The 21,612-nt window shown below is 61.7% G+C and carries 22 protein-coding genes and 1 pseudogene; 12 read left to right on the top strand and 11 right to left on the bottom strand.

Features of this window, described 5'->3' with window-relative positions; genetic code table 11:
- Positions 1 to 26 precede the first annotated feature (26 nt).
- Positions 27 to 1,115, bottom strand: coding sequence for an endonuclease/exonuclease/phosphatase family protein (locus BFP93_RS24065; protein WP_065895192.1), 1,089 nt, complete (start codon positions 1,113 to 1,115; stop codon positions 27 to 29).
- A gap of 41 nt (positions 1,116 to 1,156) precedes the next feature.
- Positions 1,157 to 1,816, bottom strand: a complete 660-nt coding sequence (locus BFP93_RS24070; RefSeq protein ID WP_065886874.1) for a YciC family protein — start codon at positions 1,814 to 1,816, stop codon at positions 1,157 to 1,159.
- Between the two features lie 179 nt (positions 1,817 to 1,995).
- Here BFP93_RS24070 and BFP93_RS24075 point away from each other — a divergent pair, with 179 nt between their 5' ends.
- The 3 genes from BFP93_RS24075 (at position 1,996) to BFP93_RS24085 (ending at position 3,980) form a co-directional block, all read left to right on the top strand.
- Positions 1,996 to 2,730, top strand: coding sequence for a DUF2076 domain-containing protein (locus BFP93_RS24075; protein WP_065895193.1), 735 nt, complete (start codon positions 1,996 to 1,998; stop codon positions 2,728 to 2,730).
- A 119-nt stretch (positions 2,731 to 2,849) separates the two neighbouring features.
- Positions 2,850 to 3,326 (top strand): LabA-like NYN domain-containing protein, encoded by a 477-nt coding sequence (locus BFP93_RS24080; RefSeq protein WP_057724933.1) that lies wholly within the window; start codon positions 2,850 to 2,852, stop codon positions 3,324 to 3,326.
- A 42-nt stretch (positions 3,327 to 3,368) separates the two neighbouring features.
- On the top strand, positions 3,369 to 3,980 hold the full coding sequence (locus BFP93_RS24085; protein ID WP_057724934.1) for a 3'-5' exonuclease: 612 nt from the start codon (positions 3,369 to 3,371) through the stop codon (positions 3,978 to 3,980).
- A gap of 171 nt (positions 3,981 to 4,151) precedes the next feature.
- Here BFP93_RS24085 and BFP93_RS24090 read toward each other — a convergent pair whose 3' ends face one another.
- Entirely contained in the window at positions 4,152 to 4,460 is a 309-nt protein-coding gene (locus tag BFP93_RS24090) for a DUF6124 family protein (RefSeq protein WP_065895194.1), read from the bottom strand.
- Between the two features lie 470 nt (positions 4,461 to 4,930).
- On the opposite strand from BFP93_RS24090, the pseudogene BFP93_RS29775 reads away from it, so the two are divergent.
- A pseudogene (locus tag BFP93_RS29775) lies at positions 4,931 to 5,005 on the top strand (acyl carrier protein); the annotation flags it as partial.
- 54 nt (positions 5,006 to 5,059) lie between these two features.
- Here BFP93_RS29775 and BFP93_RS24095 read toward each other — a convergent pair.
- Positions 5,060 to 5,767 (bottom strand): cyclase family protein, encoded by a 708-nt coding sequence (locus BFP93_RS24095; RefSeq protein WP_241088475.1) that lies wholly within the window; start codon positions 5,765 to 5,767, stop codon positions 5,060 to 5,062.
- Positions 5,757 to 6,218, bottom strand: coding sequence for an Lrp/AsnC family transcriptional regulator (locus BFP93_RS24100; protein WP_065886880.1), 462 nt, complete (start codon positions 6,216 to 6,218; stop codon positions 5,757 to 5,759). Before BFP93_RS24100 ends, BFP93_RS24095 begins: the two co-directional genes overlap by 11 nt.
- Before the next feature lie 160 nt (positions 6,219 to 6,378).
- Here BFP93_RS24100 and yedA point away from each other — a divergent pair, with 160 nt between their 5' ends.
- Positions 6,379 to 7,275 (top strand): drug/metabolite exporter YedA, encoded by an 897-nt coding sequence (yedA, locus tag BFP93_RS24105; protein ID WP_065886881.1) that lies wholly within the window; start codon positions 6,379 to 6,381, stop codon positions 7,273 to 7,275.
- A 48-nt stretch (positions 7,276 to 7,323) separates the two neighbouring features.
- Positions 7,324 to 8,658, top strand: a complete 1,335-nt coding sequence (locus tag BFP93_RS24110; RefSeq protein WP_065895196.1) for a DEAD/DEAH box helicase — start codon at positions 7,324 to 7,326, stop codon at positions 8,656 to 8,658.
- A 122-nt stretch (positions 8,659 to 8,780) separates the two neighbouring features.
- Here BFP93_RS24110 and BFP93_RS24115 read toward each other — a convergent pair whose 3' ends face one another.
- Positions 8,781 to 10,007: a TIGR03862 family flavoprotein gene (locus BFP93_RS24115; RefSeq protein WP_065895197.1), complete on the bottom strand. Its 1,227-nt coding sequence runs from the start codon at positions 10,005 to 10,007 to the stop codon at positions 8,781 to 8,783.
- A 171-nt stretch (positions 10,008 to 10,178) separates the two neighbouring features.
- Entirely contained in the window at positions 10,179 to 11,099 is a 921-nt protein-coding gene (locus BFP93_RS24120) for a histone deacetylase family protein (protein WP_065895198.1), read from the bottom strand.
- 76 nt (positions 11,100 to 11,175) lie between these two features.
- On the opposite strand from BFP93_RS24120, the gene BFP93_RS24125 reads away from it, so the two are divergent.
- From BFP93_RS24125 to BFP93_RS24135, 3 genes are all read left to right on the top strand, one after another.
- A complete protein-coding gene (locus BFP93_RS24125) occupies positions 11,176 to 11,745 on the top strand; it encodes a GNAT family N-acetyltransferase (RefSeq protein ID WP_065886885.1) in 570 nt (189 codons plus the stop codon).
- 134 nt (positions 11,746 to 11,879) lie between these two features.
- Positions 11,880 to 12,749: an acyl-CoA thioesterase II gene (tesB, locus tag BFP93_RS24130; RefSeq protein WP_065895199.1), complete on the top strand. Its 870-nt coding sequence runs from the start codon at positions 11,880 to 11,882 to the stop codon at positions 12,747 to 12,749.
- Positions 12,746 to 13,345, top strand: coding sequence for an HAD family hydrolase (locus tag BFP93_RS24135; protein ID WP_065895200.1), 600 nt, complete (start codon positions 12,746 to 12,748; stop codon positions 13,343 to 13,345). Before tesB ends, BFP93_RS24135 begins: the two co-directional genes overlap by 4 nt.
- A 672-nt stretch (positions 13,346 to 14,017) precedes the next feature.
- On the opposite strand, the gene BFP93_RS24140 is transcribed toward BFP93_RS24135, so the two are convergent.
- From BFP93_RS24140 to BFP93_RS24150, 3 genes are read right to left on the bottom strand one after another with little or no spacing between them, the layout of a single operon-like run.
- A complete protein-coding gene (locus BFP93_RS24140) occupies positions 14,018 to 14,992 on the bottom strand; it encodes an alpha/beta hydrolase (RefSeq protein ID WP_065895201.1) in 975 nt (324 codons plus the stop codon).
- The gene (locus BFP93_RS24145; RefSeq protein WP_065886889.1) at positions 14,993 to 15,886 is read right to left on the bottom strand and encodes a KPN_02809 family neutral zinc metallopeptidase; all 894 of its coding nucleotides are present in this window, start codon (positions 15,884 to 15,886) and stop codon (positions 14,993 to 14,995) included. It lies immediately after the preceding gene.
- A 55-nt stretch (positions 15,887 to 15,941) separates the two neighbouring features.
- Positions 15,942 to 16,355: a lipoprotein gene (locus tag BFP93_RS24150; protein ID WP_065886890.1), complete on the bottom strand. Its 414-nt coding sequence runs from the start codon at positions 16,353 to 16,355 to the stop codon at positions 15,942 to 15,944.
- Between the two features lie 185 nt (positions 16,356 to 16,540).
- On the opposite strand from BFP93_RS24150, the gene BFP93_RS24155 reads away from it, so the two are divergent.
- The gene (locus tag BFP93_RS24155) at positions 16,541 to 17,419 is read left to right on the top strand and encodes a DMT family transporter (RefSeq protein WP_065886891.1); all 879 of its coding nucleotides are present in this window, start codon (positions 16,541 to 16,543) and stop codon (positions 17,417 to 17,419) included.
- Here the strand turns inward: BFP93_RS24155 and BFP93_RS24160 are convergent, their stop codons facing one another.
- On the bottom strand, positions 17,420 to 18,754 hold the full coding sequence (locus BFP93_RS24160; protein WP_065886892.1) for an MFS transporter: 1,335 nt from the start codon (positions 18,752 to 18,754) through the stop codon (positions 17,420 to 17,422). It abuts the gene before it with no gap.
- 210 nt (positions 18,755 to 18,964) lie between these two features.
- Here BFP93_RS24160 and quiC point away from each other — a divergent pair, with 210 nt between their 5' ends.
- Both quiC and BFP93_RS24170 read left to right on the top strand, forming a co-directional pair.
- A complete protein-coding gene (quiC, locus tag BFP93_RS24165) occupies positions 18,965 to 20,866 on the top strand; it encodes a 3-dehydroshikimate dehydratase QuiC (RefSeq protein ID WP_065895202.1) in 1,902 nt (633 codons plus the stop codon).
- A gap of 75 nt (positions 20,867 to 20,941) precedes the next feature.
- The gene (locus tag BFP93_RS24170) at positions 20,942 to 21,607 is read left to right on the top strand and encodes a TetR/AcrR family transcriptional regulator (RefSeq protein ID WP_065886894.1); all 666 of its coding nucleotides are present in this window, start codon (positions 20,942 to 20,944) and stop codon (positions 21,605 to 21,607) included.
- Positions 21,608 to 21,612: the final 5 nt, after the last annotated feature.

The raw sequence follows: 21,612 nt of genomic DNA on the forward strand, positions 1-21,612 counted from the left end.
GGAGGGGGCTTGCCCCCTCCCACATTTTATTGCGCGGCAGGCAGCAGGAAGCGGGCGATGACCGGCAAATGGTTGGAGATGCGCAAGGTGTCTTCCTGCCTGACCTTGGCCTCGACCCGCTTGATCCGCGCGCTGTAGAACAGGTAGTCGAGCGTCCGATCCGGCCCCTCAAGGCTTGGGTCATTGGGAAAGTGCGTCAGCCATTTCTTGCGGTCGATGCCGCTGGATTCACTGTTGCTCGGGATCATCGGGTATTTGTCCCACAACAGGTGCAACTCACTGTCCGGCGAATACTGGCCGCGTTTTTGCGCATCCAGGCGCAGGAATTGGCCCAGCGGCAGCAGATTGAAATCCCCGCCGATCAACCAGGGTGTGCCACGGCCTTCGAGTTTATCCAGTAACTTCACGGTGGCCTCCACTTGTTCCTGCACCGCACTGCGCCCAGGCATGCCGCCGTCAAGGCGCGTGTTGAGCACCGCCAGTTGCCCACCGTCGCTCAGCGGCAGGTACGTCAGCAACAAAGCGGGCTTGGGCTGGAACTGGCGGCTGATGAAGTTGGCATCCGCCGTGGGCAGTTGCAGACGCTCGGCGTGTTCGATCTGGTAGCGGCTGAGGGTGGCCAGCTTGCGCCCGACGCTGCCGAAGATGGGCAGGCTGGGCACAAAGTCGGCTTTCCAGTCGAATGCCTGGGTGCTGCACGGGTAGAGGTCGACCAGCCGCTCCTGCAACAGCGCGAGTTGATCCTGGTAGTGGGAGGGCTTGGCGCCTTCGTCGATTTCCTGCAACAGCAGGATGTCGGGCTGTTCGTCGCGGATCACCCGCGCCACTTCGTCAAGGCTGAAGGCCATGTCCTCAACCGTGGGCCGTTCGTCCGGGCCGCTGCCGTCGGGGGTGTCGTACCAGAACACGTAGTTCTTGCCGGCCAGGTACTGCACGTTCCAGGTCATCACCTTGAGCGCCTGCCCCGGCAGCAGGGTCGGCGCACGCGGCGCCACGCAACTGACCGGCAGGGTCTCCTTGTCGGCCGGGCGCCAGGTCAGGCTGTAGATCAGTGCCGCCAACAGGCCTGCAATCAGTAGCAGGCTCAACACGGTGATGCGCAATAAACGGGTCATCGGCTCGGCTTATGTGCGTTTCAGAAGAGGCACGGAGCATATCACCGCGCGTCGGCGTCGCCACCGATCAACATGAATAAACGGAACAGCACCACACTGGTAAACAGTTGCAGGAAACTGTGGGCGCTGTCCATCAGCAGCCCCAGCAGCGGCGCGGGTTCGGGATACGCCGCCACGCTGGCGCCCTTGAGCAGCCACAGCGGCGTCATTACGCACAGCAGGCACACCAGGATGCGCCAGAAATGCCCACGGGTCAGGCGCAGGCTTTCCTTCATCGCTTCGAGCGCCGACATGCCGCGCAATACCAGCAAGTACTCGGCAAACGCCAGCACCACCATCAGCCACAGGCCCGGCAGGAAGTACAGCGACAGCCCGAGCAGAATCAGCAGTGTGCTCATGGCGGTCAACAGGGCGAAGCGCGGCCACATGGCCAGGGCCAGGGCCCACACATCCCGGGTACGTGGCGATTCACCGCGGGTGCGGGCGTCGAGGAACAGGATCAGAGCGCCGGTGTACAGCGGATACACCAGTAACCCCACCACCACGCTGTAACCGCTGAAGGCCTCCGGGCCCAGCATGTGGTCGAGCACCTGTTGTAACAGGGCTTCGAGGATCACCAGCGGCAGGCACAACTGGACGATGGCGCCCAGGTTGCGCAGGGTAAAGCGAAAGGAGTCGCGCAGCACGTCTAACGGATTCATCAGAGTCATCACAGGCCGAAAAGCAGGGACACACTTTAACCGATAGCCGGCCTGGGCAAGCAAACGTAAACCTTGAGTAAAGACCATTGAAACAATTGGTAACAGCCCCATAACTAGGACGTACCTTGCCTGATGTCAGGCGGGACCCTGATTTTTACCGGCAATCTAACGAGGTCGCCATGAACAGCGAAGAACAAACCCTGATCGATGGACTGTTTTCACGGTTGCAGCAAGCCGAGACGGACTCAGCCCCCCGCGACGCCCAGGCCGAAGCGCGGATCAAGGAACACATGACTCGCCAACCGGCCGCCGGCTACTACATGACCCAGTCGCTCCTGGTGCAGGAACACGCGCTGCAAAGCCTGGATGCGCAGAACAAGCAGCAGGCCCAGCAGATCCAGCAACTGCAGGAAGAATTGCAGCGCGCCAAATCCGCGCAACCGGCCCCGGCCAGCGGCGGCGGTGGTGGCTTCCTGTCGAGCATCTTTGGCGGCGGTTCGCGCGAGGCGCAGCCTGCGCCGGGTAATTCGGGCGGCGGCTGGCGTGAACCGGCGCGGCCATCGTTCAACGCGCCGGCGCCGCAGCAGAATTATCAACAGCCGCCACAACCGGCCGCCGCCGCACCAGCCGGCAGCGGGTTCCTCGGTGGGGCCATGAAGACCGCGGCCGGCGTGGCCGGTGGTGTATTGCTCGCTGAGGGCATCAGCAGCCTGTTTCATCACAACCAGCAGCCGCAGGTGGTGGAAGAGATCATCGAACAACCGGCGCCGGCCAGTGATCAAGGTGGCTGGGGCAACGATGACCAGAAGTTCGCCGGGAATGACAGCTGGGGCAGCAACAACGCGGACAGCGTCGCCGACAGCGATTATGTCGACGATTCCTCCGCCTTTGGCGACGACGATTCCTTCGTCTGACCCACCAGGGCCGGGGCGCCAACGCGCTCCGGTCTGATTTTTTCCCGGAAACACTCCCTTGGCTGGCATACTGGCAACCTTTCCGGGCGCTGGCGCCTGGCGGTCATTGAGGAAGTGCGGTGAAGAAAATTGCAGTGTTCGCCGATGTGCAAAACCTCTATTACACCGTTCGCCAGGCCTACGGCTGCCACTTCAACTACGCTGCGCTGTGGGCTGATATCAGCGCCCATGGGCAGATCGTCGAGGCCTACGCCTACGCCATCGACCGTGGCGACAGCAAACAGCAGCAGTTCCAGCAGATCCTGCGCAACCTGGGCTTTACGGTAAAACTCAAGCCTTACATCCAGCGCAGCGACGGTTCGGCCAAGGGCGACTGGGACGTGGGCATCACCCTCGACATCATGGACGCCGCCGACCATGTCGACGAAGTGGTGCTGGCCTCCGGCGACGGGGATTTCGACATGCTGCTCGAGCGCATCATCCACAAGCATGGCGTGCAAGCGGTGGCCTATGGCGTGCCGGGGCTGACAGCCAACTCGCTGATACGCGCCGCCAGCCGCTACGTACCGATCGAAGGCGCGTTGCTGCTCAAATAAGCGCGGCGGCTCAATACATTGTTGAACGGAGTTGGAACAGGTTTGGAACGTATAGCGGTCATCGACTTTGAAACCACCGGCATCACCCCAAGCAGCCACTGCCGGGCCACGGAAATTGGTGTGGTCATCCTTGAGCGCGGGCACATTGTCGACCGCTACCAGAGCCTGATGAATGCCGGCGTACGCGTGCCCGGTTTCATCGAACAACTCACCGGCATCAGCAACGCCATGCTGCGCAACGCGCCACCGGCCGAGCGGGTGATGAATGAGGTCAATGAGTTCGTCGGCACCACGCCGCTGATGGCGCACAACGCCGCGTTCGACCAGAAGTTCTGGGACTTTGAACTGGGCCTGATCCGCCGCACCCGCCTGCAGAAATTCGCCTGCTCCTTGCTGCTGGCCCGCCGCCTCATGCCGGCGGCGCCCAATCACAAGCTCGGCACCCTCAACAGCTACGCCCAATTGCCCCACACCGGCCAGGCTCACCGGGCGCTGGCGGATGCCGAGATGGCCGCCAACCTGACGGCGCACCTGGCGCGGGAACTGCGCCAGACCCACGGCCTGCGCGAACTGTCCCACGACTTGCTGTGCACCTTGCAGAAAGTGCCGGCCGCGAAGATCAATGAGCACCTGAAGAAACATCGCGGGTTCTGAGGCCCGGTGCTGATCGTCCCCACGCTCCGCGTGGGAATGCATCTGGTGACGCTCCGCGTCACGACTTTAAGAGCGGACGCAGAGCGTCCAGGGCGGCATTCCCACGCAGAGCGTGGGAACGATCAAATGGGGGCGGGGGCAAGCCCCCTCCCACATTGGGTGATGCGTCGCCTATCGAGGTTGCGCACACTCCAACGCCTGATCCACCACCCCCTTCGCCATCTCCACCAAATGCATCACCGCCCGCTGCGGCGCCTTCATCACCTCACCCGACGCGTGGGCCGTCTCCACCGCGCAATGCAGCAAATCCGCCGCATGGGCCAGCGCCTCTTCGAAGCTCAGGTTGTCATTCAGGATAAAAATGGGCGCGTCCGGGGCGGATGCCTTGAGGTAGTAGTCGATGGCACGACGGTGGAGCAGGGCGTCTTCGCTGAGGAAATCGGGTTTGGACTTGGGTGGGTCGGGGGTGACTTTGACCATGGTGAAACTCCTCTTGTTAAGCAGGAGCTGCGTCTATTCGCTTGCACGCAAATAGGGTGGCAGCGGTACGCGAGTGTGCAAGACCGGGACAAAAGGCAAACCCAGCAGATCCGAGGATCTCCCGCGCACAGCTGCCATAACAAATCAGCGCCATGTCGTAATAACTGGGCGTTGACTGTGTGAGGCATCTGAAAAGCTTTTGTTTAGTCGGACTTGCACGTCCGGTCACCGAACATTCGATGACAGGGCGAGACTAGCTACCGAATCCGACGGAAACAAGGCCGTGGGATTCTCTCGGAAACGTCCCGCAAATGAAAGGGATCGGTCTTGCTGGCCACTGAAATGCACGTGTTTTGAGGCCACTTGGATGTGAGCGCTGAATGATCGGTAGGCCAAATCCGGCTGTGACCTAGGACCTTTCTGATTTTCCTCTTCACTCATGTAGGGCGTCCCCCCATAGCGAAAAGGTTATCCAGCTATTCGTCGATATCATCGGTTTTATCGACCGAAGCCAGATGACGGAGCGCACCGACTTCATCCATGACGACCATCAGGCAGACAGTCGATCTGATCGTTGAGCGCTCAACGCCGCGATGATGTCAGGGAATAAACGCCATCACCGAGGCCGGTGACCCCGAGCCACCTTCAAGCGCCAATATCCCGATGACCAGTGTTGCCCCAGTGGCCGGTAGCCGGTCGAGCTGGGTCAGGCACTCCAGCACAATCCCGTTTTCGGCCAGTACCGCGTGATTGATGGCGAACGCGCTGCTTTGCCCATAATCCACGCCGTGGGTATCAATGCCCACGCCGGCAATCCGGCGATGCTCCAGCAAAAAGCCAATGGCGGCCTCGCCAATCCCTGGAAAGTGCGAGCCTTGCGCATCGTGGCCGAAAAAGGCGGTCGGGTCGTTCCAGAGGTGTTGCCACCCGGTGTACACCAGCACCACCGAACCCGCATCGATAGGGCCGTGTTGGTGTTCCCAGGCGTGGATATCCTGCGGGCTGACTTGGTAATCCGGATCGGCCGCGGCTTTACCGCGCACATCGATCACCACCGCCGGCCGCACCAGCGCTTCTGCCGAGTAACCCTCAATCCCCATCCCATCGGCATAAAAGCTGTTCGGCGCATTCATATGGGTGGCGCTGTGTTCGCCCATGCTGAAGCGGCGCAGGTAATAGCCGTCGCGCTCCAATGACGCAACGTCTTCGAACGCCACTGGCGGGTCGCCCGGCCACAGCGGGATGCGCGGGTTGATTGGATGGCTGAGACTGATGACCCGCTCAAATTGCAGCTGTTTAACCGCCATGTTTGCCATTCCCTTCCAATTGCCCCAGCGGCACCCGCCGCTCTATGGCGCTGGACAAAATAATCGACGTCTTGCTGAACCCGAACTTCGCCACCCGATTAATCAGGTCTTCCAGCTCCGGCATGGTGCCCACCGCCGCTTGCATGATCACGCACGGGTCGCCGGTGACCCGGTGGCATTCGGTCAGCTCGGGAATTTGCGCCAGGGCGTCGTAGACCTTCTGGCTGCCGTGATTGGTCAGTCGCAATTCAATCACGCATTGAATCGGCAGGCCGACTTTGGACAAGTCGACCTTGGCCTGGTAACCGGTAATCACCCCGCTGGCCTCCAGCTTGGCCACGCGCTCGGCCACGGCGGGGGCGGAGAGGTTCACCGTGCGGGCCAGTTGGGCGTAGGAAGCGCGGCCGTCTTCGAGCAGGGCGCTGAGGAGCATGCGGTCGTATTTGTCCATGATAAGGCTCCGGTTGCGCGTGGCTTTCGAAAGCACGGGTTATAGCCTTCATAACCATGCTTTGAAAAGTGTATGGGCGCTTTAAACAGGTTTTGTAACTTATGTTTATGCGCCTTCGTTTCTAGAATAAGCCTCCCAACTCCTGCCATAGAGCCGCCCCATGCCTGGCCCACGTCGTTTTCCCTTACCGTTGATCGCCGCCTTTTTTGCGTTGTATGTGATCTGGGGTTCCACTTACCTGGTGATTCGCATCGGCGTGGAGTATTGGCCACCGCTGCTGCTGGCGGGGATTCGGTTTTGCACCGCGGGCGCGTTGATGTACGCCTACCTGCGGTGGCGCGGGGTGCCGGCGCCGACGTGGCCGCAGTGGAAGGCGGCCGGGATGATCGGCATTTTGCTGCTCACCGTAGGCAATGGCGGCGTCAGCGTGGCGGAACATATGGGCGTGTCGTCCGGTGTAGCCGCATTGGCGGTGGCGACCGTGCCGTTGTTCACCCTGCTGTGTGGTTTTTTCTGGGGCGCGCGTAATACGCGGCTGGAATGGGCCGGGGTGATTCTGGGGATCATCGGCATTGCGATGCTCAACATGGGCAGCACCCTGCAATCGAGCCCACTGGGGGCGGTGTTGCTGTTGATGGCGGCGGCTTCCTGGGCCTTCGGCTCGGTGTGGAGTCGCCACTTGCCGCTGCCCCAGGGCGCCATGGCCAGTGCCGCGGAAATGCTGGTGGCCGGCGTGGCGCTGCTGATCGTCAGCACGCTGTCCGGCGAGCACCTGCAGGCCATGCCGCCGCTGGAAGGCTGGCTGGCCCTGGCCTACTTGACGGTGTTTGGTTCGATCATCGCCTTCAACGCCTACATGTACCTGCTCAAGCACGTGCGCCCGGCGGCGGCGACCAGCTATGCCTATGTGAACCCGGCGGTGGCGGTGTTGCTGGGGATTGTGTTCGTCGGCGAGAGCATTGGTGTGGAAGAGGCCCTGGCAATGCTGGTGATCATCAGCGCCGTGCTGTTGATCAGCCTGCCCCAATGGCGCAAGCCGAAACCGGAAATAAGGTAAACTGCCGCGCATTACGCCCTTGCGCTGAATTTTTCCTACGGTAAACACATGACTTTCGCCACCCTTGGCCTGATCGAACCCTTGCTGCGCGCCCTTGAGACGCTTGGCTACCAGACCCCGACGCCGGTGCAGGCGCAAGCCATTCCGGCGGTGCTGGCCGGTCGCGACCTGATGGCCGCCGCCCAGACCGGCACCGGCAAGACCGCCGGCTTTGCCTTGCCGCTGCTGCAACTGCTGACGATGGAAGGGCCGAAAGTCGCCGCCAACTCGGCGCGTGCGCTGATCCTGTGCCCCACTCGCGAGCTGGCCGAGCAGGTTCACGCCAGCGTCGCCGAATACGCCCAGCACCTGCCGCTGACCACGTATGCGGTGTACGGCGGCGTGAGCATCAACCCGCAGATGATGAAGCTGCGCAAGGGTGTCGACATCCTGGTCGCCACCCCTGGCCGCCTGATCGACCTGTTCCGCCAGAACGCGCTGAAACTCAATCAGCTGCAAACCCTGGTGCTGGATGAAGCCGACCGCATGCTCGACCTGGGCTTCTCCGAAGAACTGGCGAACATCTACCGCATGCTGCCGAAGAAACGCCAGACCCTGCTGTTCTCCGCCACGTTCTCCGATGACATCCGCCTGCTCGCCGGGCAGATGCTCAATGACCCGCTGAGTATCGAAGTCAGCCCGCGCAACGTCGCCGCCAACACCGTGCAGCAGTGGGTGGTGCCGGTGGATAAAAAGCGCAAGCCGGAACTGTTCGTGCACCTGATGCGCAAGGGCCGCTGGAAGCAGGTACTGGTATTCGCCAAGACGCGTAACGGCGTGGACGCGCTGGTGGACAAGTTGCAGGGCCTGGGCATCAATGCCGACGGTATCCATGGCGACAAACCCCAGGCGACCCGCCAACGCGCACTGGACCGCTTCAAGGCCAGCGAAGTGCAGATTCTGGTGGCCACCGACGTGGCGGCCCGTGGCCTGGATATCGAAGACCTGCCGCTGGTGGTCAACTTCGACTTGCCGATCGTCGCCGAAGACTACATCCACCGTATCGGCCGTACCGGCCGTGCGGGCAACCCCGGCGAGGCGATTTCGCTGGTGTGTGCCGATGAAGTGAACATGCTCTCGGCGATCGAGATGCTTACGCGCCAGACCCTGACCCGCAAGATGGAGCCGGATTTCGTACCCGAGCACCGCGTGCCGGATACCGATGCCAGTGGGCAGGTGGTGAAGAAGCCGAAAAAGCCGAAGAAGCCCAAGACATCGGGCGGCGGTGGTAAGCGCAATTTGGGTAAATGGGTGGACAGTGGTGACGTGGCGCCGGTGGAGCCGTCGATCAAGCCGGTGCGCAAGGTGCCGGTTTTCAATACCGGACCGCGTAAGAAGAAGTGATTTTGCGCTGTAGCTGATGGCCTCATCGGGGGCAAGCCCCCTCCCACATGTTTGAATTGTGAATACCGTCAAGTGTGGGAGGGGGCTTGCCCCCGATGGCGGCCTTGAATCCGCCAAACCTCTCAGCGCCTAAGCCATTCCAACAGCCCAAGCCCAGCCGCCCTGCCACTGGCAAAACACCCCGTCAGCAGATACCCCCCGGTCGGCGCCTCCCAATCCAGCATTTCCCCCGCACAAAACACCCCAGGCAATTGCTTGAGCATCAATCGCTCATCCAGCGCTTCAAACGGCACACCCCCTGCGGTGCTGATGGCTTCGTCGATGGGCCGCGTCTTGACCAATGTCAGCGGCAACGCCTTGATCTCTACCGCCAACTGCGCCGGATCATTGAAATGTTCAGCCGGCGCCAGCTCGCGCAACAGCGCCGCCTTGACCCCATCCAACCCCAACTGACTGTGCAAATGCTTGCTCATCGAGCGCGAACCACGTGGCTTTGCCAGCGCAGCCTGAACCTTGTCCAGCGGCTTGCTCGGCAGCAGATCGATATGCACAGTGGCGGCGCCGTCACGGTTGATCGCCTTGCGAATCGGCGCCGACAGCGCATAGATCAGGCTGCCTTCGATACCAGTGGCCGTCACCACGCATTCGCCCAGGCGAGGCTTATCGTCCCCCAGTCCAATGGCGACGTTTTTCAACGGCGCTCCGGCGAATTTGCTGACCATCAACTCGCTCCAGGCGGACACTTCGAACCCGCAGTTGCTCGGTTGCAGGCGCACGTAAGGCACGCCTTGGCCTTCCAGCAGATTCAGCCAGGCCCCATCGGAGCCCAGGCGGGACCAACTGCCGCCACCCAGGGCCAGCAGCACGGCATCGCTGTGGACAACTTTTTCGCCTTCGGGGCTGTGGATAAGCAGCTCACCCTCGGCATTCCAGCCCACCCAGCGATGTCGGGTGTGGATAACCACGCCTTGTTCGCGCAGGCGCTTGAGCCAGGCACGCAGCAGCGGCGCGGCTTTCATGTCCGTAGGAAATACGCGGCCTGAGGTGCCGACAAAGGTTTGAATGCCCAAGCCGTGGATCCACTCGCATAACGCCTCGGCCCCGAAGCTGCGCAGCAACGGTGCCATGTGCGGCGCGCGTTCGGCATAGCGCGCAAGGAACGCCGGGTAGGCTTCGGAGTGGGTGATGTTCATGCCGCCCACGCCGGCCAACAGGAACTTGCGCCCCACCGACGGCATGCCGTCGTACAGCGCCACCCGCACGCCCGCCTGGCTCAAGACTTCGGCGGCCATCAGCCCGGCAGGGCCGCCGCCGATAATGGAGACAGAGGGGGGAGAAGACTGAGGCATGGGCAAGGCTACGGTGGTGTGAATAGGCCGAGCATTCTACCCGACGGCGGCACGGCTGCCTGATCAAAAAATGTACAGTTTCCTACACGCCATACGGTTACTTGCTTGCAGGCCGTTACGCTCAAGTTATCCACAGGTGGTTCCACAGGCATTGTGGGTAACGCCCACACTTCAATGACAACCTGATGACGTCCACACCCGCTGCGCACTGTGATGCAGGATGCCGTGGCGGCGGGCCAGGGCAGGGCGGTCCTTGCTGTAGCCGCCACCGATCACGCCCATCACTGGAATATCGCGGCCCAGGCAGTGACGCATCACGCTTTCATCGCGCGCGGCAACGCCGGCATCTGTCAGCTTGAGGTAACCGAGGGCGTCGTCCTTGTGTACGTCCACACCCGCGTCGTACAGCACCAGGTCCGGCTGATAGAGCGGCAACAGGTAATTGAGCGCGTCATCGACCACCTTGAGATAGTCGTCGTCGCCCATGCCCATCGGCAACGGAATGTCCCAGTCGCTCTGGGCCTTGCGCGCCGGAAAGTTCTTTTCGCAGTGCAGCGATACGGTGATGGCGTCCGGCGTGTCATGCAGGATACGCGCGGTGCCGTCGCCCTGGTGCACGTCGCAATCGAAGATCAGCACCCGATTGACCCGGCCGCCGGCCAGCAGGTAATGGCTGATCACCGCCAGGTCATTAAAGATGCAAAAGCCCGCCGGATAATCGTAGTGGGCGTGATGGGTGCCGCCGGCGAGATGGCAGGCCAGGCCGTGTTCCAGCGCCTGCTCCGCCGCCAGGATCGAGCCGCCCACCGCGCGCACGGTGCGGCGCGCCAGGGCCTCGCTCCACGGCAGGCCGAGGCGCCGTTGGTCCTCGCGAGACAACTCGCCGCTCATATAGCGTTCGATATACCCGGTGTCATGGGCCAGGCCCAGAATCTCCCCCGGGCACAGTTGCGGGCGCAGCAACTGGCTGTCCTCGGTCAGGCCGCTGTCCACCAGGTGGTCGCGCAACAGGCGAAACTTGTCCATGGGGAACCGGTGGTCCGCCGGGAACTCGGGGCTGTAGTCATCGTGGTAGATCAATGGCAAGGGCATGGGATTTTCTGACGGGAATCTGCGTCGGATCTTACCAGCGCTGTACACTCACGCACATGGCAAGGGAGGGGGAACCATGGAGCCGATACTGGAATTGGAAAGTGCACGCCTGGTCATGCGCCCATGGCGTGACAGCGACCTGCAGGCGTTCGCGCAGATGTGCAACGACCCGCAGGTGATGCGCTATTTCCCGGCCAGGTTGAGCCACCTGGAAAGCGCCGCACTGATTGGGCGGATTCGCGGCCATTTTGCCGAATATGGTTTTGGCTTCTGGGCTTTGCAGCGCAAGGACACCGGCGAATTCATCGGCCTGACCGGGCTGCAGAACGTCAGTTTTGAAGCGGGCTTCACCCCGGCGGTGGAAATCGGCTGGCGCCTGGCCCGCGAACATTGGGGCCTGGGTTACGCCAGCGAGGCGGCCTGGACCGCATTGCGTTGTGGTTTTGATCGCCTGAGCCTGGATGAAATCGTCGCCTTCACCACCGAAGCCAATTTGCCTTCACAAAAAGTCATGCAGGCCATCGGTATGCATTACGATCCGCAGGCAGATTTTCAACACCCCAAAGTCGCAGCCGATGACCCGCTGCGCCCACATGTTTTGTACCGAATCACCCGCGCCCAATGGTTGGACACGCTGCACGGGTAGGCGCGAGCTTGCTCGCGAAGAACGCAAGTGCGCCGTGGAGTATCAGGAACCCCGCGTCACCATTGACGACCTTCGCGAGCAAGCTCGCTCCTACAGGTGAAGGTAGATGCTGTTTTGCTCTGAGGAGAGTGTGAATGAGCCAAGTATTGGAAGATCTGGTGGACTTGCTGACCCTGGAGCCGATCGAGGAAAACCTCTTTCGCGGCCGCAGCCAGGACCTGGGTTTTCGCCAACTGTTCGGTGGCCAAGTGCTCGGCCAGTCGCTGTCGGCGGCCAGCCAGACGGTAGAAGAAGCGCGTCACGTCCATTCCCTGCACGGGTATTTCCTGCGCCCGGGGGACGCGGCATTGCCGGTGGTGTATTCGGTGGACCGCGTGCGCGATGGCGGCAGTTTCAGTACGCGCCGCGTCACCGCGATTCAGAAGGGCCATCCGATTTTCACCTGCACGACCTCGTTCCAATACGACGAAGAAGGCTTTGAGCACCAGACCACCATGCCCGTAGTGGTCGGCCCGGAGAACCTGCCCTCGGAGCTGGAACTGACTCAGCAGCGCGCGCACCTGATCCCCGAGCACATGCGTGACAAGCTGCTGTGCCCCAAGCCCATCGAAGTGCGCCCGGTCACCGAAAAAGACCCGTTCAACCCGCAGCCGTCCGACCCGGTCAAGTACGTGTGGTTTCGCGCCGACGGCGCCCTGGCCGATGCGCCGGCATTGCATAAATACCTGCTGGCCTACGCTTCGGACTTCGGCCTGCTGACCACCTCGCTGCTGCCCCATGGCAAGACCGTGTGGCAGAAAGACATGCAGGTCGCCAGCCTCGACCACGCGCTGTGGTTTCACGCCGACCTGCGCGCCGATGACTGGTTGCTGTACGCCATGGACAGCCCCTGGGCCGGCAACTCCCGTGGGTTTTCCCGCGGCAGCGTGTACAACCGCGCCGGGCAACTGGTGGCCTCGGTGACCCAGGAAGGCTTGATTCGCCATCGCAAGGACTGGGCATGAGCCTGGCCGACGTCCGGCATTGGGTGTTCGACATGGATGGCACCCTCACGGTGGCGGTGCATGATTTCGCGGCCATCCGGGTGGCCCTGGAGATTCCCGCCGAAGACGACATCCTTACTCACCTTGCCGCATTGCCGGCGGATATCGCGGCGGCCAAACATGCCTGGCTGCTGGAGCACGAGCGCGAGCTGGCGCTGGGCTCGGTGGCGGCGCAAGGTGCGGTTGAACTGGTGCGCGAGCTGGCCGCACGCGGTTATCGCCTGGGGATTCTGACGCGCAATGCCCAAGAGCTGGCGCATATCACCCTGGAGGCGATCGGCCTGGCGGACTGCTTTGCCAAGGAGGATGTGCTGGGGCGTGAGGACGCGCCGCCCAAGCCTGACCCGGGTGGCTTGTTGAAACTGGCGGCGGCCTGGAGCGTGGCCCCCGGCGAGATGGTGATGGTGGGGGATTATCGTTTTGACCTGGACTGTGGCCGGGCAGCGGGCACCAGGACCGTGTTGGTAAACCTGCCGGAGAACCCGTGGCCTGAGTTGGCGGATTGGCATGCCGAGGACTGTGCGGCGCTGCGCCAGATGATCCAGCCCAGGCAATAGCGATCAACTGTGGGAGGGGGCTTGCCCCCGATAGCGGTCTTTCAGCTAAACAGGTGCTGGCTGACCCACCGCCATCGGGGGCAAGCCCCCTCCCACATGTTTGATCCGGTTTCTTCAGTTATTGCGGGAACGACACTTTCTGTCCCCGTCGTTATTGCGCCAGATGATCCAGCCCAGGCAATAGCGATCAACTGTGGGAGGGGGCTTGCCCCCGATGGCGGTCTGTCAGCTAAACAGGTGCTGGCTGGCCCACCGCCATCGGGGGCAAGCCCCCTCTCACATGTTTGATCCGGTTTCTTCAGTTATTGTGGGGACAACACTTTCTGTCCGCGTCGTTATTGCGCCAAATGATCCAGCCCAGGCAATAGCGATCAACTGTGGGAGGGGGCTTGCCCCCGATGGCGGTCTGTCAGCTAAACAGGTGCTGGCTGACCCACCGCCATCGGGGGCAAGCCCCCTCCCATATGTTTGATCCGGTTTCTTCAGTTATTGTGGGAACAACACTTTCTGTCCGCGTCGTTATTGCGCCAGATGATCCAGCCCAGGCAATAGCGATCAACTGTGGGAGGGGGCTTGCCCCCGATAGCGGTCTTTCAGCTAAGCATGTGCTGGCTGACACACCGCCATCGGGGGCAAGCCCCCTCCCACATGTTGATCCGGTTTCTTCAGTGATTATTGTGGAAACAACACCTTTTGCCCCTGCGGCGAGGTAAACATCTTGTCCCCGTCATGCCCAACCCCCGGCACCTCCACCAGCCTGTGACCCAGCTGCGGATGTCGCTGCTTGAGGTAGTCAACGTAGTTGTGCCCGCGAATCAGCCGATACGCGCCCTGGGTTTCGGCTTCGCAGCTTTTATCCAGCGCAGGATGGTTGGGGTCGGTGTCCTGCTGGCCCAGCAGATAGGTGATGTCGCGCGACACGTAGGCTTGCTCCAGTTGCTGTGCGCCTTGGTTACCGACGTAATTCGGCAGGTTTTGCATGCCATATTTCCAGTCGTTGAAACCTGGGCAACTGGCCGCGTCGAACGGCACCGGCCGCTGTGGGCTGAAGTAGGCGTAGGACGAGGGGTTGGCGACCACGTACCGCAGGCTGATGCCTTCGGTTTGCAGCAAGGGGTGATCGTGGCCGGTGAGGGCGAAGCGTTGTACCACTTGGCCACCACCTGAATGCCCGGCGATGACGATTTCTTTCAGCGCCGGGAACAGCGTGCGGTTGCCCAGGTGCTTGATGATCTGGTCGAGGGCGGCGTAGGAACTGATATGGCCGGGGCCCGTCGAGGGGTCGCCGGCCATCCAGTCGTTACCCTTCCACTGCAATACCTGATCGCCCAGGTGGTTACGCTTCACATCCGACTGATTGAGAAGCTGCGGTGCGATCACCAGCGTATTGTCGCCAACCCCGGCATGCTTGGCGGCGTCGATGCCGCTTTGCAGGTAGGTCTGCGCATTGCGCAGGCGGCCATGCACGATGATCAGCGCACGCGTGACCTTGGGCAACGGCTGGCGCCAATCCTGGCTCAAGCCGAGGCTGAGGTCGCCGGCTTCCAGATGAAAACGATCGGGGCTGACCACCTTGACGCCGTGTTCGGCCGCGAGGGTGCAACAGGACACCAACACACCCAGCAGCAACCCCAATCGTTTATTCATTTAGAGACTCTTGGCATTAAAGGTATCGCACTGGGCAATCTGCCCCTGGGCGAAGCCGGTCTTGAACCAGCGTACGCGCTGGGCCGAAGTACCGTGGGTAAACGAGTCCGGCATCACGCGCCCCTGACCCTGTTGCTGCAGGCGGTCATCGCCGATGGCATTGGCGGCGTTCAGGGCTTCTTCGATATCGCCGGGCTCCAGCCAGTTCAGGCGTTTTTGTGCGCGGTTGGCCCACACGCCGGCAAAGCAGTCGGCCTGCAGTTCCTGGCGTACCAGCAGGCCACCGTCGCCTTGCATGGGGCGACCTTGCTCGCGCGCAGCCTGGATCTTCGACGAGATACCGAGCAGCGTTTGCACGTGATGCCCGACTTCGTGGGCAATCACATACGCTTGGGCGAAATCGCCGGCGGCCTGGAAGCGTTGCGACATTTCCCGGAAGAAATCCAGGTCCAGGTACACCTGCTGATCCGCCGGGCAATAGAACGGGCCGCTGGCCGAGGTGGCGCCACCGCAGGCGGAGTTCACGCGGCCACGGAACAGGATCAGTTTCGGGTTCTTGTAGGCCAGGCCGTTTTCCTGGAATACCTGGCCCCAGGTGTCTTCGGTATCGCCCAGCACGGCGCGCACGAAGTCGGCCTGCTCATCGTTGGCCGGCGGCGCCTGGCGCGACTGTGGCTGCGTGCTGACCGACGGCGCCTGCTCCATCTGGCCGGTTAACTGGCCGAGGATCTGCATCGGGTCCTGGCCGGTGAGCCAGCCGATGCCGACGATCAGCACGATAGCGGTCAGGCTCAGGCCCTTGCCGCCACCGAAGCGCATACCACCGCCACCGCCGCCGCTGTCATCGCGGGCATCGACCACGTTGTCGCTGCGTCGGCCTTTTTTCCATAGCATGGGGCAATCCTCTTGTTAACGGTCCGGCAAAAATATGGAGGGAGTATGGTCGTAGTCAGCGGCAATAGCCTTCGCCGGCAGCCACAATCAGGCAGTCTTTTTTATCTGCCAGCCACTTCAGGCCCGTGGCGGCACCGTCCCCGGCGCGCAGCACCTGGGGGCCGTCGGGGCGAGTGAAGGCGATGCCTTCGTCGGTTGCCTGGCCCTTGAACGTGCCGGAAGCATCGGCATCCAGGCCATATTGCATGGTCAGGATGTAGTGGCCGCGGCCGATGCTGTCATCCTTGGCGATGTTCAGGTTCAAGCCTTCGACGCCGATCCACTTGCCCACCCATTTATCGGTTGGCGGGGTCTCGGGCACCAGGGTTGCTTGCACGGAGGCGGGTGCAGGCTTTGGCGCTTCCTTGGGGGCCTTGTCGCAGGCAGAGAGCAGGGCGAGGGCAGACAGCGCAAACAGGATTTTTTTCATATCGGCATGGCCTTGATTAAAAAGTGTGCAACGCCGGAGCGTGCGTGCAGCGTTGGACTCAAATCCACTGATTTAGTGCGCTGTTCGCCCGGTGTTTGGTTATGCTCTTGGGGCAGACACAGGCCCGGCTGCTAGATTACTAGGTTGAGTGCTATCGCGTTCCGCTCGCCACACAAGAGAAATCAATGACTGTCAGTACCCCGCTTTCCGGCGTCAACCATCCCTTCAAAGGCATCCTGCTGATTGTGCTGGCGACGTTTCTGTTCTCCAGCCACGACGCCTTGTCCAAATACCTGGCCGGGTTCTACCCGATCGTGATGGTGGTGTGGGCGCGTTACATGGTGCACACCTTGTTGATGGCGGGGATTTTCCTGCCCCAATCGGGCCTGCGCGTGCTGCGCAGCAAACGCCCGGGCATGCAGGTGGTACGGGCGTTGTGCCTGTTGGGCACCAGCCTGTTTTTCACCACGGCGCTGCATTACATCCCGTTGGCGGAAGCCACGGCGGTGAACTTCCTCGCACCGATCCTGGTGACGGCGCTCTCGGTGCCTTTGCTCGGCGAGCACGTCACACGTGGCCAATGGCTGGCGGTGATCTGCGGGTTTGTCGGCGTGGTGATCATCATCCATCCGGGCGGTGAGTTGTTCACACCGGCGGTGCTGTTGCCGCTGTGCTCGGCGCTGTTCTTCTGTTTCTACCAATTGCTCACGCGCATTCTCAGCCAATACGACAGCCCCACCACCAGCAATTTTTTCGCCGGCCTGTGCAACACCTTGGTGATGAGTGCGATGGTGCCGTTCTTCTGGCAGATACCCACCCTGTGGCATGGCGTGATGATGCTGGCGCTGGGCACCTGCGGGATGACCGCGCATTTGATGCTCACCCAGGCGTTCCGCTTCGCGGCGCCGGCCTTGCTGGCGCCGTTCGGCTATTGCCAGATCGTGTTTGCGGGTTTGTTGGGCTGGCTGGTGTTCAGCCATACCCCCGACATGACCACCGTGGTCGGTATCGGGGTGATCTGCATGAGCGGGTTGGCCGCTGCCTGGCAGCAGCGGCGACGTTGATTACAGGTCGACCTTCGGAATCTTGCGCGGCGCCATGAAGTACATCCAGGTCAGCGCAATGAAATACATCGCCGGGATCAGGGTGAACAACACGGTGTAGTTGTTGTTGGTCACGGTGAGGATATGGCCGACGATCTGGGTCATGAACATGCCGCCGATGGCCGCGCACATGCCGCCGAAACCGAACACCGTGCTCATCATGTGCTTGGGCGTGTAGTCCATCACCAGGCTCCAGATGTTGGCGGTCCAGGCCTGGTGCGCGCCGATGGCCAGGGAGATGGCGAACACCGCGACCCACAACTGGCTGGAACCGGCCGCCATGATCACGCCGACGATGCAGCAGGCGAACAGCAGCATCGACAGCAGCCGCGCCTTGATCGAGTTCATCCCGCGCCCGATCAGGAACGACGACAGGATGCCGCCACCCACACTGCCGAAGTCGGCGGTGAGGTAGATGATGATCAGCGGAATGCCCATCTGCGTCACATTGATGCCCAGGTTGTATTGCTGGTTCAGGAACGGCGGCAGCCAATACAGGTAGAACCAGAACACCGGCGCGGTCAGTGCGTAGGCGATGGCAAAGGCCCAGGTGCCGCGCATGCGCAGGATGCGGCTGAACGGTACGCCAGGTTGTTCCGGCTCGGCGTGCTGTTGCACGTAGTCCAATTCGGATTGTTTGACGGTCGGGTGCTCTTCCGGGTTGTAATACTTCAGCCCCCAGAACACCAGCCAGATCAAGCCCAGCGAAGCCATGCACAGGAACGCCGCCTGCCAGCCCCACACGTGCAGGATCAACGGCAGCAGCATGGGCGTCATCATGGCGCCGACGTTGGTACCGGCGTTGAAAATGCCCGTCGCCACTGCGCGCTCACCGGCGGGGAACCAAAGGCGCGTGGTTTTCACACAGGCAGGGTAGTTGGCCGCTTCGGTCAGCCCGAGGATAAACCGGCAGACCATGAACCCGACGGCCGAGGTCGCCAGGCCGTGGGCACCAGTGGCCAGGCTCCACAGCAGCACGGCGCAGAAAAACACGCGCTTGACGCCCACCCGGTCGATCAACCGGCCCTGCAGCACAAAGCCGATGGCGTAGCCGACCTGAAACCAGAAGTTGATGTTGGCGTAGTCCATCGCCGTCCAGCTCATTTCCTTGGCCAGAATCGGTTGCATCACGCCCAGGGCGGCGCGGTCGATGTAGTTGAGGGTGGTGGCGAAGAACACCAGGGCCAACATGCCCCAGCGGGTTTTACCCACGGCCAGGGCGCCGCGGATCTTGTCGCCGATGCCGGCGTGCGGGGTGCCGGGGCGCGTGGCCAGGGCGGGATTTTGCAGAGGCATGAGGTCGTACCCGTTTTTGAAATTTTTATGGTGAGATCTGGGTCTTAGTGCAAGGTCGATGGTGCGCAGTGGTTAAAAAGTCGTCAATTCGCCAAAGGGGCATAGTGTTCGATAATCGCACCAAAAACTAACCGGTTCGTACATTTTAATTGCCGCGTGTAGGCTGGGGGCGAATAATTTGCCATAAACAACAATTGCCGGGAGTGACCCATGCAACGTTCCATCGCTACCGTGTCGTTGAGCGGCACCCTGCCGGAAAAGCTCGAAGCCATTGCCGCCGCCGGGTTTGATGGCGTTGAGATTTTCGAGAACGACCTATTGTATTACGACGGCAGCCCGCGCGAAGTTAGACAGATGTGCGCTGACCTCGGTATTGCCATCACCCTGTTCCAGCCGTTCCGCGACTTTGAAGGCTGCCGCCGTGACCGCCTGGCCCGTAACCTGGAACGCGCCGAGCGCAAGTTCGACCTGATGCAGGAGCTGGGCACCGACCTGGTGCTGGTGTGCAGCAACGCCTCGGCCGATTGCGTGGGCGATGAACGTATCCTGCTCGACGACCTCAGTCTGCTGGCCGAGCACGCGGGCCGCCGTGGCTTGAGAATCGGCTACGAAGCGCTGGCCTGGGGCAAGCATGTGAACACCTGGCAACAGGTTTGGAACCTGGTGCGCCAGGTGAATCACCCAAGCCTGGGCGTGCTGCTCGACAGTTTCCACACCTTGTCCCTCAAGGGCGATCCGAGTGCCATCGCCGAGATCCCCGGCGACAAAATTTTCTTCGTACAAATGGCCGACGCGCCGATCCTGGCCATGGATGTGCTCGAGTGGAGCCGGCATTTCCGCTGCTTCCCCGGCCAGGGCGAATTCGACCTGGCAGGTTTTCTTGCGCCGATCATCCAGAGTGGCTACACCGGGCCTTTGTCCCTGGAGATTTTCAACGACGGCTTTCGCGCTGCACCGACGCGGGCCAACGCGGCGGACGGCTTGCGCTCGTTGCTGTACCTGGAAGAAAAAACCCGTCAGCGCCTGGCAGCACAACAACCTGCCGCGCCCGTGGATATCCTGTTTGAGACGCCGGCAGCCAGCGAATACGACGGCATCGAATTCCTTGAATTTGCCGTGGATGAAAGCCTTGGCGCCAAACTCACGCACTGGTTGGAGCGCCTGGGCTTCGCCAAGGCCGGCCAGCATCGCTCCAAGAATGTGAGTCTGTTGCGCCAGGGCGATATCAACCTGATCCTCAATTGCGAGCCCTATTCCTTTGCCCACAACTTTTTCGAGGCCCATGGGCCGTCGTTGTGTGCGATGGCGATGCGGGTCAAAGACAGTGCCAAGGCATTGGAGCGAGCGGTGGCCTACAAGGGCCAGCCCTATCGCGGACTGGTGGGGCCCAACGAACTGGAGCTGGCCGCCGTGCGTGCGCCGGATGGCAGCCTGATCTACCTGGTGGACCAAAGCGAAGGCGGGCTCTACGACACCGATTTCAACCTGCAGCCTGCGACTGCCGCCAGCGGTGGCTTGCTGCGCATCGACCACATGGCCATGGCCCTGCCGGCCGACAGCCTTGACAGCTGGGTGCTGTTCTACAAGAGCCTGCTGGATTTTGAAGCCGACGACGAAGTGGTGCTGCCCGACCCCTACGGCCTGGTCAAAAGCCGCGCATTGCGCAGCCGCTGCAGCTCGATCCGCCTGCCGCTGAATATTTCCGAGAACCGTAATACTGCCATTTCCCACGCGCTATCGAGCTATCGCGGCTCGGGCGTGCACCACATTGCCTTCGATTGCGCGGATATTTTCGCCGAAGTGCGCCGGGCCAAGGAGGCCGGGGTGCCGTTGTTGGACATCCCGCTCAATTACTACGACGACCTGGCCGCGCGCTTTGATTTCGACGATGAGTTTCTCAGCGAACTGGCGTACTACAACGTGCTGTACGACCGTGACGCCCAGGGCGGTGAGCTGTTTCACGTCTACACCGAAGCCTTCGAGGGCCGGTTTTTCTTTGAGATCATCCAGCGCAAGAACGGCTATGCCGGCTATGGCGCGGCCAACGTGGCCGTGCGTCTGGCGGCAATGGCCAAGTCGCGCAGCGGTGCGGTGCGCCAGGCACGTTTATAACGGCGGTTGGGGTGCTTCCTTCGGGGAGCGCCTCGGCCCATAATCGGGCCTGCATAAAAACGCCGTGAGCGCACCATGACCCTGACTCCCGACCTCTCTGCCGTGTCAGATGCACCGCGCAAGAGTCGCAAGAACAATCCGGAAAAGACCCGCGAGAATATTCTCCAGGAAGCCGTTGTCGAGTTTGTTCAGCAAGGCCTGTCCGGCGCCCGTGTGGACGCCATTGCCGAGCGCACCCACACCTCCAAGCGCATGATCTATTACTACTTCGGCAGCAAGGAGCAGCTCTACGTCGAGGTGTTGGAGAAGCTCTATGGCGATATCCGCAACACCGAAACCCGCATGAACCTCACGGCCCTGGAACCGCGCGAAGCGATTCGCCGGCTGGTGGAGTTCACCTTCGACCACCATGACCAGAACGTGGATTTCGTGCGCATCGTCAGCATCGAAAATATCCACAACGCCGAGTATGTGAAACGCACCAGTACGATCAAGGACATGAACAGCAAAATCCTCGAGAGTCTCGGTGAGACCTTGCGTCGCGGCGCTGAGATGGGACTGTTTCGTGAAGGGTTGGAGCCGCTGGACGTCCACCTGTTGATCAACTCGTTCAGTTTTTACCGCGTATCCAACCGCCATACGTTCAGCGAGATTTTTCAGATCGAACTGTCGGATGAGGCGATCAAGCAGCGGCATCGCGCGATGATCTGCGAATCGGTGTTGCGCTACCTTCAAGCTTGAATTCA

Origin of the sequence: Pseudomonas sp. 44 R 15, assembly GCF_900004965.1 — a bacterium.
GTDB lineage: Bacteria > Pseudomonadota > Gammaproteobacteria > Pseudomonadales > Pseudomonadaceae > Aquipseudomonas > Aquipseudomonas orientalis_A.

What these genes read in the sequence shown, in the direction of transcription:
- BFP93_RS24125 (WP_065886885.1), top strand. Translation starts at nt 11,176, where the DNA reads ATGGAGCCGATACTGGAATTGGAAAGTGCACGCCTGGTCATGCGCCCA.
- BFP93_RS24095 (WP_241088475.1), bottom strand. Translation starts at nt 5,767, where the DNA reads ATGGCGGTTAAACAGCTGCAATTTGAGCGGGTCATCAGTCTCAGCCAT.
- BFP93_RS24075 (WP_065895193.1), top strand. Translation starts at nt 1,996, where the DNA reads ATGAACAGCGAAGAACAAACCCTGATCGATGGACTGTTTTCACGGTTG.
- BFP93_RS24070 (WP_065886874.1), bottom strand. Translation starts at nt 1,816, where the DNA reads ATGAATCCGTTAGACGTGCTGCGCGACTCCTTTCGCTTTACCCTGCGC.
- tesB (WP_065895199.1), top strand. Translation starts at nt 11,880, where the DNA reads ATGAGCCAAGTATTGGAAGATCTGGTGGACTTGCTGACCCTGGAGCCG.
- BFP93_RS24065 (WP_065895192.1), bottom strand. Translation starts at nt 1,115, where the DNA reads ATGACCCGTTTATTGCGCATCACCGTGTTGAGCCTGCTACTGATTGCA.
- BFP93_RS24170 (WP_065886894.1), top strand. Translation starts at nt 20,942, where the DNA reads ATGACCCTGACTCCCGACCTCTCTGCCGTGTCAGATGCACCGCGCAAG.
- BFP93_RS24145 (WP_065886889.1), bottom strand. Translation starts at nt 15,886, where the DNA reads ATGCTATGGAAAAAAGGCCGACGCAGCGACAACGTGGTCGATGCCCGC.
- yedA (WP_065886881.1), top strand. Translation starts at nt 6,379, where the DNA reads ATGCCTGGCCCACGTCGTTTTCCCTTACCGTTGATCGCCGCCTTTTTT.
- BFP93_RS24115 (WP_065895197.1), bottom strand. Translation starts at nt 10,007, where the DNA reads ATGCCTCAGTCTTCTCCCCCCTCTGTCTCCATTATCGGCGGCGGCCCT.
- BFP93_RS24140 (WP_065895201.1), bottom strand. Translation starts at nt 14,992, where the DNA reads ATGAATAAACGATTGGGGTTGCTGCTGGGTGTGTTGGTGTCCTGTTGC.
- BFP93_RS24160 (WP_065886892.1), bottom strand. Translation starts at nt 18,754, where the DNA reads ATGCCTCTGCAAAATCCCGCCCTGGCCACGCGCCCCGGCACCCCGCAC.
- BFP93_RS24110 (WP_065895196.1), top strand. Translation starts at nt 7,324, where the DNA reads ATGACTTTCGCCACCCTTGGCCTGATCGAACCCTTGCTGCGCGCCCTT.
- BFP93_RS24090 (WP_065895194.1), bottom strand. Translation starts at nt 4,460, where the DNA reads ATGGTCAAAGTCACCCCCGACCCACCCAAGTCCAAACCCGATTTCCTC.
- quiC (WP_065895202.1), top strand. Translation starts at nt 18,965, where the DNA reads ATGCAACGTTCCATCGCTACCGTGTCGTTGAGCGGCACCCTGCCGGAA.
- BFP93_RS24150 (WP_065886890.1), bottom strand. Translation starts at nt 16,355, where the DNA reads ATGAAAAAAATCCTGTTTGCGCTGTCTGCCCTCGCCCTGCTCTCTGCC.
- BFP93_RS24135 (WP_065895200.1), top strand. Translation starts at nt 12,746, where the DNA reads ATGAGCCTGGCCGACGTCCGGCATTGGGTGTTCGACATGGATGGCACC.
- BFP93_RS24120 (WP_065895198.1), bottom strand. Translation starts at nt 11,099, where the DNA reads ATGCCCTTGCCATTGATCTACCACGATGACTACAGCCCCGAGTTCCCG.
- BFP93_RS24155 (WP_065886891.1), top strand. Translation starts at nt 16,541, where the DNA reads ATGACTGTCAGTACCCCGCTTTCCGGCGTCAACCATCCCTTCAAAGGC.
- BFP93_RS24100 (WP_065886880.1), bottom strand. Translation starts at nt 6,218, where the DNA reads ATGGACAAATACGACCGCATGCTCCTCAGCGCCCTGCTCGAAGACGGC.